Below are 15,264 nucleotides of genomic sequence, written 5' to 3'. Positions count from 1 at the left end.
TTAAAAATCCATATGCCGCCTGCCGTCAAAACTGCTGGGGGCAGGCAAAGCTCGACATCGCCTCCAGTCTGAATGGATTGAGAACCGACCCGAACTGAATATCGAATTCGGCCGTCTGGCCGCCATTATCAAACCGTACCCGCAAAAGATCACCGGACTGGCTTTCGATATTTGCGCCGTCGAACAGGCGGAATGGTGACCAGTCGCCGTTTTCGGTCTTCGCCTGCTGCCAGCCGCCCGGCTGGAAGGCGATGCGCGACAGGCTCGCCGTATTCTCACGGGAGGGCCAGGTGATCGACTTCGCCTGGATCGGGCCGTGATAATAGACCACCCGCTCACCCTCGATTTCCAGCATCACGGCGCTGGAGGCATTGGTGAGCGAAACGGGTTTGACATTGATCGAAACCGCCGGCGTCTCGCTGCCATTCGGGAAGAAGGCACGCGAAATCTTGTCGGCATTTTCGAACTGGGCGATGGCGCTGCTTGGAATGCCGGCGGCGCCGAAGGTGCCTTTCCAGCTCCAGGGGGTGGTCGTCTTGTCAACGAAAGGCTCCATGCGCTGCTTGAAGAAGCTCTGGAAAACTCCGGTCGGGCCGAACAGACGCGTAAAATCCGCAATGGCGACATCGCGGGAGGAGGACCGGTCGAAAGGATAACGCCCGGTCACGATCGAAGAGCACAGGGAGGCTGAATCGGCCGCCCAGAGGTCTGCAATACGGCTGCGTGCGGATTTGACCGCAAGCGAGCCGACATCGGCCGCCACCCCCGCCACCCAGACATCGAGCGGCGCCGGCAGTTGGCGTGCCTGCTGCAGCAGGTCCTGATTGGCCTTGGTCAGCTGGCTGTCCACATCGAACACCTTGGCGACCTCGTCGGAGGTGGTTGCAGAGCGGGCGAGCTGCTCGTTCAGCATCTTGAAATTGGAAAGCAGCTGCTCGGCTGGAGAGCCCGCTGCCTTGCCGCCATTGGTTTCCGCGCCGGCTGCCGGGGCGGCTCCCTTGGCCGCCAGCATATCCCGCAATCGCGCATAGGGGTCCGCCGCATTCACGGTGGCGGCAAGAACGGCCGCCGTTGCATCGCCTTCGGCGGCGGAAGCGAGGCTGGCCGGATCTGCGCCCACACTGGGGCGCAGATCGGTCGCTTCGGCGATGGATTTTGCCGCCTCCACCAGAATGTTGCGCTCATTGGCGAGGGCGCGGGTTGTTTCCACCGCGTCGCCCAGCGTCTGGGAGGGCTTGACCCTCAGATCGGCCAGCGTATCGGCCCATTTCTTCTCGAAACGGTCGAAATAGATTTGCAGCGCGGCCTGTGCCACCTGTTCGACCGTCGCGCCGCGGATCGCGTCGTCGGAACCACGCACCCATCCTTCCGAAAGCGCGATACGCGCCGCATGGGCGATCTGCGGAATGACGACGCTGCGATATCCTTGCGCCGTGAAGAGGCCTTCTATGCCCTCCGCCATCGGGGCCTTGCTGCGGCGTTCGAAAGCGCGTTCTCCAAGCGGGCCGAAGGCCGTGGCGGGCGTCCATTCCATCAGCTCCTGCGCCTGCGGAAGGCCGGCGAGAATATCATAGGCACGGGTGCCGATCGCCTGGTCGCGGATGGTTTCGCGGGCGGTGTCGATGAGGCGGGCATCAAGCTCGATCGGGGCGAGTACGCCATCCGCCAGGGCCCTTGCGTGCTGGTCCAGCGCCTCCCGGGCCGCCGCCCTTCCGTCGCCGGGATAAAGGGACGCGAACATCTGATGTGTCTGCATTGTCAGGAAATCCCGGTCCAATGCGCCCATGCCGCCAAGCATTCCATAGAGTTTCAGCGAATTGAACGTGCGGGTGACATCCTTTTCGTCCTTTAGCTGTTTCTGCAGCTGCACGATCATGCGCGGCAGCAGAAGGGCGTTCAGTGCGCGCTGATAGGCATCGCGCTGCCGCCCGGCGATCTTGTCTTCCTGATCGAGACCGAAACTGACATTCCACACACGCTCCCGGGCAAAGCCGGAATTGACGTCACGCAGATTATCGAGTGCTGGAAGGATGCGCAGGAAATCGGCATCGGCGACATCGCGCACGGGAATGCCTTGGACCAGCTGCTCATAGGCGCCGAGCCTGCGGTCGGCTTCCGCCAGCGCCTGCGTATTGGCGAAATAGGTGAAAATCCAGCCCGTGAAGACGACGGCAACCGCGACCGCGCAGGCCGTATAGGCAATGCGCCGGACAAGCAGCTGCCGCCCCGAAAGGCGCTTGTCGCGCATCACCAGCGCGGCTTCCGGGAAGATGACATCCTTGAAGAGCCGCGCAAGGAAATAGCTGCGGCGAGCCCGTGGTGCACTGACAGGCCGTTCCGTTTCCGGCTGCGTTCCAGAAGCGAGATAGACGCCGCGTAGAAGCGGCGCTTCGATCAGGGGGGAACTAGCGCAAAGTTCGCTCAGAGCTTCGTGAAGCCGGTCTTTCAGCCGCGCCAGCTCCGCCGGGAACCGGAAGATACGCCCGCGTATCTCCGCATTCTGTTCCTGCTGCAGGCGCTCGATCAGCATCGCGTCGACCCGCTGCTGCAACAGTTCGAACTCTTCCGTCAGCCGTTGCGGCAGGTCCTTGGCGGAATAGCTCTCATCCAGCTTGAAGGTCGTGCCCCAGACCTGCTGGCGATCGGTCTTGTTGAAACCGTCGAAGAATTCCACAAAGCCATGCAGGAGGTCGGCCTTGGTCAGCACGATATAGACCGGCACGCGGGCGTGCAGATATTCATCCAGTTCCGAAAGGCGCTGCCGGATGGAGCGCAACTCCTGCCGCTGCTCCTCGGGATCGCGGGTGAGAAGATCGGGGATGGACAATGTCACCAATGCGCCGTTGATCGGCTGCGAACGGCGATATCGTCTCAGAAGGCCGAGGAAACCTTCCCAGCCGGCTTTCGATGAGCCATCGAGATCATCCTGTGTGGTGTAACGCCCTGCCGTGTCGATCAGTATCGCCTCGTCGGCGAACCACCAGTTGCAGTTGCGCGTGCCGCCTATGCCTTTCACCGCGTTTTCGCCGAGCGCATCGCCAAGCGGAAATTGCAGGCCGGAATTGGTCAGCGCCGTCGTCTTGCCGGAGCCCGGTGCGCCGAAGATCACGTACCAGGGCAGATCGTATATGTAACCGAACCGCTTTTTCGTGACGCGCCGCAACAGCGCCAGGGCTTCCTTCAGGCGTGTCTGGATTTCGCCGATCTCGGCCTGACGGTTGGCGAGAGCCTCCCGCTCGATGCTGTCGACGAGTTCCTTGTCCTGCTTGCGGCCGCGGTAAATCGTGACGACGATGTAGATCAGCCAGATGGCTAGAATAATGCCGATGGCGATGAGCCGGGCCTGCGTCGTTCCAAGCGGCTTGAAATCGCCGAGCGCAATCAGGTAGCCGTAAAACCAGATGACGACGCAAAGCGCGATCACCCACAGGAGCGACAGGAAGCGACGTCCGACGAGGGCCGCATAGCTCTCGACATAAGAGCGGATCGTATAAAAATAACTCAATGGATTCATGGCTGCGCCTCTCCCGGCTGCTGTCCTGAACTGTTCTCTATGGTCGGCGAGAGAATGCCGGCGTCGCTCAGTTTTTCATCGGGGTTGGTCAGGACCATGATTTCCGTTCTGCGGTTTATCTCGCGGCCTTCATCCGTCTTGTTGTCGGCGATCGGGTCGCTGTCGGCGCGGCCTTCCGTCAGGATCGCTTCCGGGCCGGCGAATTGCGAAAGAATGTCTCCGACCGCTTTGGCGCGCGCTTCGGAAAGATGCCAGTTCGACGGGAATTCCACGGTCTTGATCGGTACGTTATCGGTATAGCCGATGACGACCGCGCGGAATTTTTCCGCCGCGAGCGCGCCGCCGATGCGCTGGATCAGATCGCGGAACTGCGGGCTGACCTCGGCGCTGCCGGTGGCGAAAAGGCCTGAATTATTGATGCGTATGCGCAGTCGTCCGTTGACATCCGCCAGCGTGACCAGCTTCTTTTCGACCTCCGGCTGAAGGAAGGCCATCAGCTTTTCAAGCCGGGACGGTTGCTTCGGTTCCACGATCTTCGGTGGTTCCACGACCCTGGGAATATCGACTTTGACCGGTGGTTGCGGCGGAGGGCTCGCAATCAGCACGCTCGGCGTCTCGTTTGGGGGCAGATGGGCCAGCCGCTCGAAAGTGACATCGGATGCGCTGTTGAGTGACAGTGTGAAGAAAAGATAGCCAAGCGCGAAGGCGAGCGCCATCAGGGACAGCAACGTCCAGAGCGCGGCCATCGTCCGCAATGGCGTATGCCGGGCCTCGACACCTTTCCAGTGCGGTGAAAGTTCCCGCTCGAAAGCGCCATACTGGCCGATCAGCGTCTTGTAGAGACTGTCGCGGATGCGCGAAAGCTCCAGCGCGCCCTTCGGTGAAACGCGGGTGCGTCCTTCAAAGGCGAGCGACAGGCACAGATAGATCAGCAGCAGCAGATCCTTGTTGGCGCCGGGCGACTGGTGGAAGTGGTCGAGAATGTCGAAAACCCTGTCGCCACCGGTGACATCATTGTGGAAGGTGGACACAAGGCCGGAGCGCGCCCAGCCTGCCCGCACGCCCCAGGGCTTGCTGAGAATGACATCATCCACGGTTGCGCAGACGACATAATGCGCGGCCCGTGCCCGCTCGGCGCTGATGCGGGCGGAGGCAAGATCGCGCTCATAGCGGGTGATCGCCTCCAGGCAGGCACGGCGCAGATGATCCGGGTCCGGCTGGGCGTCGCTGAAGCGCAACAGATGCGCGAGATTGAGCAGCGGCGCTGCCGATTGCACCAGCGTCGGCACATCCTCGCCACCGAAGCGGAAGCCGGAAAGCAGCTGGTCGACCGGCATGGTGGTCGTGTTGCCTTTCGGCCGTGCGGCCGGCTCGTCGGTCTCGATGATGTCTTCGAGGATCGTCGCCATGTTGCGGGCGTTCTGGTTGCGGCGGCGGCTTTCCTCGGTGATTTCGACCACCGTTGGTAAATCCTGCCAGGAGGAGGGCTTTTCGTTGCTCATTCGCGTAACGCCCACATTTCCATCTCAAGCCCGGGAAATTCGCCCGCCAGATGCAGGGCGATGGCGCCCGATGTCTCGAGCTGTTTCCAAAGTGGTGATGTCGTGTCGATTTCGAAATAGACGGTGCCGGAACGATAGGGCAATTGCCGCGGCAGAACGGGTAGCGAGCGCACGGGAATGCCCGGCAGCGCGACATTGACCAGTTCCGAAATCCGCTCGACCGGCCCGACCTTGATCTGTGCCGGCAACCGGCGGCGAATGTCCTCGGCGGCCATATCAGCACGTACCGCCAGAACGAAACCGGCATCGCGCAGCAGGGTACGGTCGTGGATGGTGCCGACACGCACGCCATGGCGGCGCTCCACCAGTTCGATGGCAACGGCCGCCTGTTCCAGAACCGCCGAAAGCGACGTGCGCAGATCATCGAAAACCGCGCCGAAGGTGGCCTTCAGATCATCGTGACGATAGGGCGGGAAATTCGTCGCCCGTTTTTTGTCCGTCGTGAAGGTGGCGAGTTCGCCGGCAAGCTGGATGCAGTCCTCGTAAAAACGGATGGGGTGAAAACGCGTGGCGTTGGCGCCGCGATGCGAAAGCAGCGGATCGGCCCGGTTGAGGATCTGCAGCAGGAAGTAATCGCCCACTTCCGCTGTTCCGCGGATCGTCGGATCGCCGATGCGCTCGGCGATCGCCTGGGCGCGGTGGCGCACGATCCCCAGAAGCTCCGTCAGCAACTCGTTGAGACGCGGTGCCGCGGCGCAGGTGAGACTGGGCGGAATGAAATCCGGATCGAGGATGACCGCACGGTCGGAGCGAACCTCGATCACCCGCGCAAGCCCGATAAGATCGTAGCCGGAAAGGTCGTCGCCGGTCTTGAGGAATTTCAGGCTGAGACGGCCGACATCGATGGGTGCGACAAAATCCGTCTCGATATTGGTGTCGGAGACCTCATAGCTGGAGGCGGTGAAGCGCACATTGTTGGTGTCGTTGCGGCCCGATGCGGACATGTCCGCCTTGCCGGGCTGGCGGGCGGGCAAGGCGAGATAGATAATGGCGTCCTTGACGCTGTCATCGAGATCGAGCGGCGGCGGCAGGTCGGAATCCTCCGGCGCCTCGAAAGGGGTGCCATCGGGAAGAACGCCGCGCAGGTTCGACAGGGCAAACTGCCCGATCGACAGCGCACTGCGGTCCATGCCGATCTCGGCAATGCCCCAGGGATAGGGAGAAAGATTGCGCGTCGTGTTGCGCACGAGGCGCTCCGTCCAGCGGTCGGATTGCTGGAAATGCTGGACGCGAAGAAACATGCCTTCGCTCCAGGCAACACGGTTTTCATGTCTCATCGTGGTTGTTTACCCCCTTGGCATCGGTCGTCATCGCGTCAGGCTCTGCACTGGGCGCGGCGTCACCGCGCGCTGCCCGTTGCAGAAACTGCCTGACCGGCAATTGACGGCCGTTTTCTTCAAACTGCTTTTTGTAGGCGGACCAGTAATCGGTCCTGGTGATCAGCGACTGCCAGTCCCTGCGCTCGATTTTCGCGCGAATATCGTTTCCGGCATCGACCGAGGCTTCGAGAAGCCGCGGCTCGAGTTTCTGCGTGCATGTGTGCATGAGTGTTTCAAGAGAGGCGGTAAGCCGACGCTGCTGATGAATAAGGGTTTCCAGGCGTTCGCTTAGTGACGCATGTGGCGCGGCAGCGGTGTGATCGCTTTCGATGTCGAGAACGGCCATGCACTCGGCATTTTCCCTTTCGAGCGCGGTCAGAAGATCGCCGATCCCTGCCTCTGCGCCGGAGGTTTCTGCTGGCCATGTTGCTTCTGCGGCGGGGTCTTCGTTTTCATCCGGAAAGACGCTGTCGAAATCCTCGCCCTGCGACGGTGATGCCGGGCGTGCGATCATGACCGGCGTGTTCAGCGCGTCCGTGTGCTCGTGCCTGCTGCTTGCGGCCGGCTCTTCATCCCAGTCTTCCGGCAGTACCGCACCCATGCCGCCGGCCTTGGGCGGAGCGCTCCAGCCGATCTCGACATTGCGTGAAATGGATTTGGGTTTCGGGCCGGCGGCACTGCCGCCCGTTTCCATCCAGTCATCCTGCGGCAGCGTGCCGCCCAGCACCCCGCCGGCGGAGCGCCCGTTCGGGGCGATATCGGCAAGGATTGCGGAGATGGTCAGGGGTTCGTCGCTCATCCGCAGGGAGGCATCGGGATCGGAAAAATCCAGTTCGGCATCGCCGCTGATGACCACTTGGAAAATCTGGCCGCCGATGTTGATCTGCGAGCCATCCTGCAGCCGCGCGCTTTCCCCTTCGAGCAGCAGCCGGCCATCGACCAGCGTGCCGTTCGCACTCTGGTCCACGATCGTAAAACCTTCACCATCGCGGCTGAGCGTGCAATGCAGCTTGGAAACGCGCCGTTCATCGTCGTCGATCTGCCAGTCGCAATCCCGCGACCGGCCGATGACGCGGCGGCCGCGCTCGAAGCTCCATTGGCCGGGTTTTGCGGCCCCGATATTCTGTGTGTGCCTGAGCGCCAGTTTCATGTCATGCCTCACCCGGAGATTGCCGAGCCTTCCCGCTCGGTCACGATGGCGTCGGTGCTGTCTTTTTGTGCCGGTGCCACGCGGGCCCAGCTGTTCCAGCCAAGACGGGCGGGAGCATTGGGCTGGCCCAGCTGGCAGAAGGGAATATCCTCCTTTTTCAGGATCACCTGCACATCGAAATCGAGCGCGCTTCCGACGAAGAGCCGTGTCAGCGAGAATATCTCGGCGAGCCGTTTGGATCCGGGCGTCAGTGCCAGATAATCCGCATAGGCGACCGGGCCGATGACGACCCGGAAGCCGCCGCTCATATCCTCCACGGCGCTACCCGCCGTGGTATTCTGCCCCAGCCGCAGCCCTGATGCCTGCCCGAGCTGGCTCTGTTCGTGAAGCGGCAAGGGTACCCATCGCCGGCGGAACTGTTCAACGACGACCGGAAGCCCGGTAAATTCGCAAAGGGCCGAGGTGAGCGCCGAGACATTGCGGTTGCGGCTGGCGAAAAGCCCGCTGAAACGCAGAAGCGTATCTTCGCTCACCCCGGCTTTCTCGGTCAGGCCGGCCGTGCGGAAGCCGGTAAGCGCAAGCAGCGTCTTGCGGAAACCGTTGTTTTTTCCCTGATCGGACCAGCGTAGTCCCCTGGCGAGGCGATATTTTTCCGAAGCGGTTACAAACAGCTCGCTGAATCTGGCTGCGAACAGATTGAAGAAGTTCGCCAGTGCGCCGGAGCGGCTGCGCTCTTCCCGTTGCAGCAATTCGCCATAGGCTGGCGGCAGCGAACCGAGTGGCCCGACAATCGGGGCGAAGGCCGATTTCAGCTGGGAAACACCGTGTTTGCGGCCGAACCCGCTGATCGCCAGCGCCGTGGGCTGCACGCCGCCATGCGCCGCAATCGTCAGCCCGTCATCCGAAACGTGCTGGGCAACGCGAAAGGCGGTGGCCGGATCAAAACGGCCGGGATCGGCGCTGAGAAGAGCGGCCTGCTGATCTTTCAGTGTCGGTATCTGCTGTTCCATCCCGGTCTCCTAGAGCAAAGGCCGGTCCGCCGCGCGGGCTGGCCAGCGGGCAATCGGTTTGGAATGGCCGCGCATCGTCGCCGTCAGCCGGGTGAAGCTGTTGATCGAGGTATAGAGGCCGAAGAAGTGGTTGAGCACACTGGCGAAAATGAAGGCGGCGGGGCGTGCGATGAGCGCCGGATCGAATTCCACGGTGATGTCGGTTCCCGGCACCATCGCCGAGCCGATGCGGGCGTGGGAATTCTGGGCCTCGACATTGCTGATCGATTCAACCAGCTGCCGGGTTTCCGGGCTGTCCCTGAAGGAATAGAGCGACAGAATATCCTTCAGCGGAGCGCCGCCATTGTCTGAAAGCGAGAGATGATTGAGCAGCAGATGCGAGATGAGCCGCCATTCGCGCGCCGAGCGTTCGTTGACGCGGATGGCCGCTGTCGGCGGCATCAGGGCATGGATGGACTTCACGGCTTCGTTGCCGGCTGAAAGCTGGAGGAAGGGGTGTCCACCGCCAAAGGGAAGCTGGCTCGGCAATTCGCGGTTGATGCAGAGCGTATCGACACTCGCCACCATGTCGAGCGGCCCGAGCGGCCCGCGCTTTTGATCCACGAAGGCGATATCGGTATCGGAAGAGCCGTCGTCGTCGAAGCGGCGCTGGATCTGCCAGAACACATTCGAGCCGTTGTTGCGCTGGGTGCGCCCGAAAAACGGAGAAGTCTTTTCCGTCTGCCCGGAGCGGCTGGTCAGCTCGACATTTTCGACGGCGTAGATTTCACGGGTCCGCTGCCGCCTCGCGTCAGGCAGAAGACGATATTCCGTGCGTGTTCCATCAAGGCTCAGCGGTTCGCAGTTCTGCTTGAACAGGTTGATGACCGGTGAGGCATTCAGCACGAAATCCTTGACGGAGACCATGCGCTCAAGCCGCGTATCCGCCGCATCCAGATAGATATAAAGCTCACAATTGCCGCCGCTCCACCTGTGCAGACCGTCAATATCGAGAAAGAGGAATTTCTGCGGCAGCGCGAAGAATTCGGTGAGAAGCCGGTATCCGTCAAAACTGTTGGCCGGATAGGGCAGCATGGCCTGATCGCGCGTATAACCGGATGGCTTCAGATTGGCGGCGGGCAGGAAAACTGCCTCCTTGTCCTCGGAGTGACGGGCCAGCGCCATGCCCACGCAGTGGTTGGTCAAGAGCTCGTAAAGCGCCGTCGCCTGTTGCCAGGCGGCAGACAGGAATATCTGCAGTTTCGTCAGCCCCATTTCCGGGAAGGTACTGCCGCGTGGCGCGGTGCTACGCAGGGAAAGTCGCAGGCAGCTTGCCGCACCGGCGAAGGACGCTGAAAAAGGCGCATCGATCGGCTGGCCGGAAAGCGTCGCCGCGGCGATCTGCAGCGGAACGATCTCCACCTCCTGCGTCGTGCGGAAACGGCAGCTCTCGCCGCCTACCGGTTCGGCGAGAATTTCGCTGTGACGCGGAAGCGGCTGCACGGTTGCCAGCGCGGGGCTCGGTGCAAACTGAACGACGCTCATCGAAGGGATCGGTGCAAGATAATGCGGATAGAGCGTTTCCAGCAGGCTGTCCGACAGTTCGGGGAACTCGTCGTCCAGCTTCTGGCGCACACGGGCGGCGGAATAGGCGAAGCTCTGGATCAGCCGCTCGACATGCGGATCGTCGGCGACATCCCCCGTCATGCGCAGCCTGCCGGCAATCTTGGGAAACGCCGCCGCGAAACGCGATGCGCGTTTTCGCAGCGCGAAGAGTTCGTCATTGTATTTTTCGAGGAAGCCGTCAGCCATTCGTCGCCTCCACCAGAAAACGCTGCGTGGACGGATCGATCCGGGATTCAAAACTGATCGGCGGCATGCCTTCCTGAAGGCGGAAGCTCGCCTGTATGCGCATGCGAAGCGCCCGGTCGCCATCGGTACGGTTTTTCAGGATCGTCACATGCACGTCGGCAAGACGGGTTTCGAACAGGGAAATCCGCCGCTCAATGCTGCGTGCGAGCCGTGCCTTGGAGGCGTCCGTCACCAGATTGGCCGAGAGAATGCCGTCCACGCCATAGCTCACCAGCGCGTCGGACAGTTCCCTCAGCGCTGCGGGCGGGCCGGCCGGGTTACGGCGGGTATTGAGCAATGCCTCCAGATCGCGGCGGATCACCTCGCGCATCTCGCGCGCCTGATCCTTCAGGCTGACGAGCGCGTCCGTTTCCGCATCCGGCGCATCGTCCAGCAGCCGGTCCAGAACGGAGCGCGACAGCGTTCTTTGCCGCGCGCGATATTGCTCCAGCGGATCAACCACGGGCGATCTGCCTTTCATCGTCGGAGGCGGCGGAAAGGGAGCCGGTTTCGTGGAACGGCACCACATCGTCGCCGATCAGCAGGCAGCGCTGCCCTTGCCCGGTCGCCAGCGGCTGGTCCTCATCGCTCCAGCGTGTTTCCCGGCCAAGCAGAAGGCCAACATCGTCCTTCGCACTGTGATAGATCGCCGGAAGCAGCACGGATGCGACCGCGCCGTCGCGCAGGGTCAGCTCAGCCCCGCGGAAAGCAAGGTCGCGCGGGCGGCTCATGGGGTCGATGGTGAGGCTCTCGATGCGGCCGTAATCGATCCACAGGTAGCGGCCACCATTGGTCAGCACTTCCAGCGCATGCGGAATGCGGTCGTCCAGATCGCGAATATCGCTCGCGCTTTTGCCATTATGGCCGATCGGCACATTGCCGCGTTTTTCATCGAGTTCAGCAAGCGCGGCTCTGGCGGCATCCGCGTCGCCGCTGCGTGCGGCGATATTCGCCCGGATGGCCAGCTGGTCGAGTTCGGATGGACCGCCGGGAAAATCCGGCACCGCGCCGTTCTCGAACCACGCATTGCGCGCGGCCATGGCGCGCAGTTGATGACGAAAGAGGGAAAAGCCGACACTGTCCTGCGGCGAGAATGTTGCGGCCAGATTGCATTGCGCATCGGCCTTCTCATAGTCGCCGGCAAGGACCAGCAGGTCGATATAGAAATGCCGGCCGTCCTTGTCGGTGGGCTTCGTCTTGACGTGTTCGCGCGCAAGCCCGATCGCGTCCTGCAGCCGGTCGTCATCGAGAAGGCGGGAAATGTCGTCGCGCAGCGTCATGCGGGTATCCTTTGTGGCTCGGCCGAAGGCCGGGATGCGGCGGCGGGCTGCACCATGGTTTCGGCAATGAGGTGAAAGCTCGTGGAGACGTCATCGAGCTGGAAATGCGGCTGGAGGCGCACGGTACAGGAGAATGTGCCGGGCTTGCCGGGAACTTCGAAGACGTTGATCCCGGCGGAGCGCAGCGGGTAGCGCGTGCGCAGCGCCGCTTCCGCATCGTCATTGCCGAGCGTGTAGGAGGAAAGCCAGCCTTCCAGCTTGCGCTCGATCGTCGAGGCGTCGCTCAGCTGGCCGATATCGTCGCGCATGATGACCTTGAGGTAATGCGAAAACCGGGAGGCGCACAGCACATATTGCAGCATGGCGGCAAGACGCGCGTTCTGTCTCGCCGCTTCGCTGGAATAATGGCCGGGCGCATGCAGGGACTGGTTGGCGTTGAAGATCGCCATGCCGGAGAGATAGGTGGTGGAGACGGGCACGATGCCGAGATCGGAAAATTGCTGTTCCTGCCCGGTCGTCAGCTGCACCTCGACGGGCGGCTGGGCGGAAAGGCCGTTGCTTTCGATACCGAGATCGAGCGGCGGCAATTGCCGGGAAGAGAGCATGCCGCCATCCACGGCGTCCTGCGTCACACCGCGCAGATCGGCAAACCAGCCGGAATCGACGAAGTTGCGCACCACCACCGTTGCGAAGGCAAAGGCGGCATTGCCCCACAGCAGGGTTTCGCCGCCTTCCGCCACATGCTCGCGGAACGGAAATCCGTCATCGCGGCCGCGCGCATAGGGCTTGTAGGGAGAGCGCAGCAAAACGCGCGGTGCGACAAGGCCAACGAAGCGGGAATCGTCGCGTGCGCGCAGCGCATTCCACCGCAGCCGCGATTTATCCTGCTTCAGCGAGGAAAAGTCGTGAACCCGGCTGAGTTCGGCGAAGTCCTGCAGGCCGACGGCGGAAGGCGCTGCCGCCGCCACGAAGGGGCAGAAGGCTGCCGCAGCCACCATGCCGATTTGCGACAGTGTGGTGATGGAATCGGCACCCTGTAGATCGTCAGGGGAAAAGGCGTAGTCACCGATCAAGAGGCCGACCGGTTCGCCGCCCGGCATGCCGAATTCGCGGTTATAGACGACTTCGAAAAGATGGCTCTGGTCGAAGTCGGTGGCGCGTTCCGTGTTGCGGGCAAGGTCACGCCAGCTGGCGTTCAGCAGCTTCACCTTGACATCGGTGCTCCGGCCCGCCTCACGCACGACCATGGCAAGCCCGCGCCATCTCGCTTCCATCGCCTGAAAATCAGGGTGGTGGAGAATGGCGTTCACCTGGCCGGTCAGCGCATCGTCGATGAGAGCGATGAGCTGGTCGGCGAAAATACGGGCGTCCGGAAAGGACTGATGCGCCATGAGCGGACTCCGGATGATGAACGGGGCCGGGGTGGCGGACCACCCCGGTCCGGGCTCAGTTCTTGGACGGAATACGGGCGACCATGCGCAGCGAGGTCGTCAGTTCTTCCATCTGCAACCAGGGCCGCATCCATGCGACCGCATTGTAGGCGCCGGGTTTGCCCGGCACTTCCTGCACGGTCACCTTGGCGTCGCGCAGCGGATATTTCGCGCGGCTTTCCTCACCCGCTTCGTCATTGGCGTTGACGTAGTTGGCGATCCAGCGATTGAGCCAGACTTCGCAGTCCGACGCCTCCATGAAGGAGCCGATCTTGTCGCGGCCCATCACCTTGAGATAATGCGCGAAGCGCGACGTGGCCATGATATAGGGCAGGCGGGCCGAAACGGCGGCGTTGGCCGTTGCTTCCGGCTTGTCGTAAAGCTTCGGCTTGTGCGCCGTCTGGGCGCCGAAGAACACCGCATAATCCGTGTTCTTGTAGTGGCAGAGCGGCAGGAAACCGAGCTTGCCGAGTTCGGCGTCGCGGCGGTCGGTGATGCCCACTTCGGTTGGGCATTTCAGGTCGAGATCGCCGTCATCGCTGGAGAAGACATGCATGGGCAGATTTTCCACCCGGCCGCCATTTTCCGCACCACGGATCGCCGTGCACCAGCCGCTTTTCGCAAAAGCGTCGGTCAGCTTCGTTCCCATGACGTAGGCAGCGTTCATCCAGCAATATTCGTCATGCTGCAGATCGCCATTCACCGCACCCTTGGTTTCGTCATAGGCGAAATCGTCGATCGGGTTGGTTTTCGGGCCATAGGGCATACGCGCCAGCACTCGCGGCAAAGCGAGCGTCACGAAACGGGAATCGTCGCTTTCGCGGAAGCTGCGCCACTTGGCATATTCGACCGTGTCGAAGATCTTTTCCAGATCGCGCGGACGGGCGAGATCGCGATAGTCCTCGAAACCGAACATGCGCGGGCTGGCCGCGGAAATGAACGGTGCGAAGGCTGCCGCTGCGATCGACGAGACACCCTGAAGCAACTGCACGTCATCGAAGGAATTGTCGAACTCGTAATCGCCGATGATGGCGCCGAGCGGTTCGCCGCCGGGGGTGCCGAATTCGTCTTCGTAGATCGCCTTGAAAAGCCGGGACTGGTCGAACTCGACAGCCTTTTCCAGATCCCTTGCGAGTTCCCGCTTGCCGGCGTTCATGACACGGATCTTGAGGTTGACGCTCGTCTCGGAATTCTTGACGAGATAGTTCAGCCCGCGCCAGGTGCCTTCCAGCTTGGCGAATTCCGGCGCCTGCATGATAGCGGCGAGCTGCTCGGAAATCGTCCGGTCCAGTTCGGCGATCGCGTGGTTGAGGGTGACGGTGAGGTTGCGGTCGTATTTGACCGTTCCCTTCAGGGCCTGATCGGTCAGCGTGCGCAGCAGATTTTGCGCGCGGTCCGGTTCGGTCTGGCGGGTTGCGGCAACCACCTTGGACAGGAGTCCCTGGTCTTCGGCGGTCGTTGCCTGTGCTTCGTTTTTCAGCAGGCTTTCAGCGCTCATGTTTCAGTCCTTCCACATGCGGCTTTAAAATGCCGCTTGAACAGGTGAAGCCCCCTTTGCGGGGGCCGTTCGGGGAGGTTTTCCTCCGCACAGGCGATTATTCGCTTGCGCCGTTCTTTTCCTTCAGTTCGGAAACGAGCGTCGCGAGGTCCGTCTTGTTCTGGAGAATATCTTCGAGCATCCGCTCCAGATCTTCCGAGCGATCGGCCTTGGAAAGCAGGTCACGCAGCTCGTTGCGGGCATCCAGAAGCGCCTTGAGCGCCGGGACCTGCTGCACGACCGCGCCGGGTTCGAAATCGTCCATGCTTTCGAACTTCAGGTTAACCTGCATGTCCGTCCCGTCTTTCTGCAGCGTATTGGCAACGGAAATATTGAGGCCCGGCGTCATGCGGCGCATCACTTCGTCGAAATTGTCGCGGTCGATCTGAACGAACTTACGCTCGCCGAACGGCTTCAGGGGCTGGGTCGGATTGCCGGAGAAATCACCCAGCACGCCAACGACGAAAGGCAGTTCCTTGACCACCATCGCGCCTTCTGTCTCGACTTCGTATTTGATGTGGACGCGGGGCTTGCGAACCCGCTCCAGCTTTTCATGTACACTTGCCATTTCAACCTCCTTGATGCCCCGTGGCATAGATGACTGTTATGGGGCGTCGTCTCGCCCCGAGTTT

11 protein-coding genes are annotated in these 15,264 nt (G+C 62.0%); all 11 read right to left on the bottom strand.

Translation table 11 applies throughout. The annotated features are described in order from the left end of the window. Positions 1-25: 25 nt before the first annotated feature. The gene (gene tssM / locus N434_RS14280; protein WP_110758781.1) at positions 26-3,514 is read right to left on the bottom strand and encodes a type VI secretion system membrane subunit TssM; all 3,489 of its coding nucleotides are present in this window, start codon (positions 3,512-3,514) and stop codon (positions 26-28) included. Next, positions 3,511-5,016: a type VI secretion system protein TssL, long form gene (gene tssL, locus N434_RS14275; RefSeq protein ID WP_110758779.1), complete on the bottom strand. Its 1,506-nt coding sequence runs from the start codon at positions 5,014-5,016 to the stop codon at positions 3,511-3,513. The genes tssM and tssL overlap by 4 nt, the downstream gene beginning before the upstream one ends. Next, positions 5,013-6,353: a type VI secretion system baseplate subunit TssK gene (tssK, locus tag N434_RS14270; RefSeq protein ID WP_065117855.1), complete on the bottom strand. Its 1,341-nt coding sequence runs from the start codon at positions 6,351-6,353 to the stop codon at positions 5,013-5,015. The genes tssL and tssK overlap by 4 nt, the downstream gene beginning before the upstream one ends. Next, positions 6,343-7,545: a type VI secretion system-associated FHA domain protein gene (locus tag N434_RS14265; RefSeq protein ID WP_110758777.1), complete on the bottom strand. Its 1,203-nt coding sequence runs from the start codon at positions 7,543-7,545 to the stop codon at positions 6,343-6,345. Before N434_RS14265 ends, tssK begins: the two co-directional genes overlap by 11 nt. An 8-nt stretch (positions 7,546-7,553) precedes the next feature. After that, positions 7,554-8,555 (bottom strand): type VI secretion system baseplate subunit TssG, encoded by a 1,002-nt coding sequence (gene tssG / locus N434_RS14260; protein WP_110758775.1) that lies wholly within the window; start codon positions 8,553-8,555, stop codon positions 7,554-7,556. Positions 8,556-8,564: 9 nt separating this feature from the next. Beyond that, on the bottom strand, positions 8,565-10,346 hold the full coding sequence (gene tssF / locus N434_RS14255; protein WP_065117852.1) for a type VI secretion system baseplate subunit TssF: 1,782 nt from the start codon (positions 10,344-10,346) through the stop codon (positions 8,565-8,567). Beyond that, complete coding sequence (gene tssE / locus N434_RS14250; RefSeq protein WP_110758915.1) at positions 10,339-10,848, bottom strand: type VI secretion system baseplate subunit TssE; 510 nt, start codon at positions 10,846-10,848, stop codon at positions 10,339-10,341. Before tssE ends, tssF begins: the two co-directional genes overlap by 8 nt. Then, positions 10,841-11,665: a type VI secretion system accessory protein TagJ gene (locus tag N434_RS14245; RefSeq protein WP_110758774.1), complete on the bottom strand. Its 825-nt coding sequence runs from the start codon at positions 11,663-11,665 to the stop codon at positions 10,841-10,843. Before N434_RS14245 ends, tssE begins: the two co-directional genes overlap by 8 nt. Then, on the bottom strand, positions 11,662-13,056 hold the full coding sequence (tssC, locus tag N434_RS14240; protein WP_110758772.1) for a type VI secretion system contractile sheath large subunit: 1,395 nt from the start codon (positions 13,054-13,056) through the stop codon (positions 11,662-11,664). The genes N434_RS14245 and tssC (N434_RS14240) overlap by 4 nt, the downstream gene beginning before the upstream one ends. 55 nt (positions 13,057-13,111) lie before the next feature. Next, a complete protein-coding gene (gene tssC / locus N434_RS14235; RefSeq protein WP_110758770.1) occupies positions 13,112-14,593 on the bottom strand; it encodes a type VI secretion system contractile sheath large subunit in 1,482 nt (493 codons plus the stop codon). Positions 14,594-14,690: 97 nt separating this feature from the next. Next, entirely contained in the window at positions 14,691-15,200 is a 510-nt protein-coding gene (gene tssB, locus N434_RS14230) for a type VI secretion system contractile sheath small subunit (protein WP_010973761.1), read from the bottom strand. Positions 15,201-15,264 lie beyond the last annotated feature (64 nt).

This window comes from Rhizobium sp. UGM030330-04 (genome assembly GCF_003208455.1).
Taxonomy (GTDB): Bacteria; Pseudomonadota; Alphaproteobacteria; order Rhizobiales; family Rhizobiaceae; genus Agrobacterium; species Agrobacterium rhizogenes_A.
This window is presented reverse-complemented; position numbering and strand designations above follow the sequence as displayed.

Bases quoted from the DNA above. Each gene is read 5' to 3' on its own strand.
- tssM (WP_110758781.1), bottom strand. From the start codon at position 3,514: ATGAATCCATTGAGTTATTTTTATACGATCCGCTCTTATGTCGAGAGC.
- tssL (WP_110758779.1), bottom strand. From the start codon at position 5,016: ATGAGCAACGAAAAGCCCTCCTCCTGGCAGGATTTACCAACGGTGGTC.
- tssK (WP_065117855.1), bottom strand. From the start codon at position 6,353: ATGAGACATGAAAACCGTGTTGCCTGGAGCGAAGGCATGTTTCTTCGC.
- N434_RS14265 (WP_110758777.1), bottom strand. From the start codon at position 7,545: ATGAAACTGGCGCTCAGGCACACACAGAATATCGGGGCCGCAAAACCC.
- tssG (WP_110758775.1), bottom strand. From the start codon at position 8,555: ATGGAACAGCAGATACCGACACTGAAAGATCAGCAGGCCGCTCTTCTC.
- tssF (WP_065117852.1), bottom strand. From the start codon at position 10,346: ATGGCTGACGGCTTCCTCGAAAAATACAATGACGAACTCTTCGCGCTG.
- N434_RS14245 (WP_110758774.1), bottom strand. From the start codon at position 11,665: ATGACGCTGCGCGACGACATTTCCCGCCTTCTCGATGACGACCGGCTG.
- tssC (WP_110758772.1), bottom strand. From the start codon at position 13,056: ATGGCGCATCAGTCCTTTCCGGACGCCCGTATTTTCGCCGACCAGCTC.
- tssC (WP_110758770.1), bottom strand. From the start codon at position 14,593: ATGAGCGCTGAAAGCCTGCTGAAAAACGAAGCACAGGCAACGACCGCC.
- tssB (WP_010973761.1), bottom strand. From the start codon at position 15,200: ATGGCAAGTGTACATGAAAAGCTGGAGCGGGTTCGCAAGCCCCGCGTC.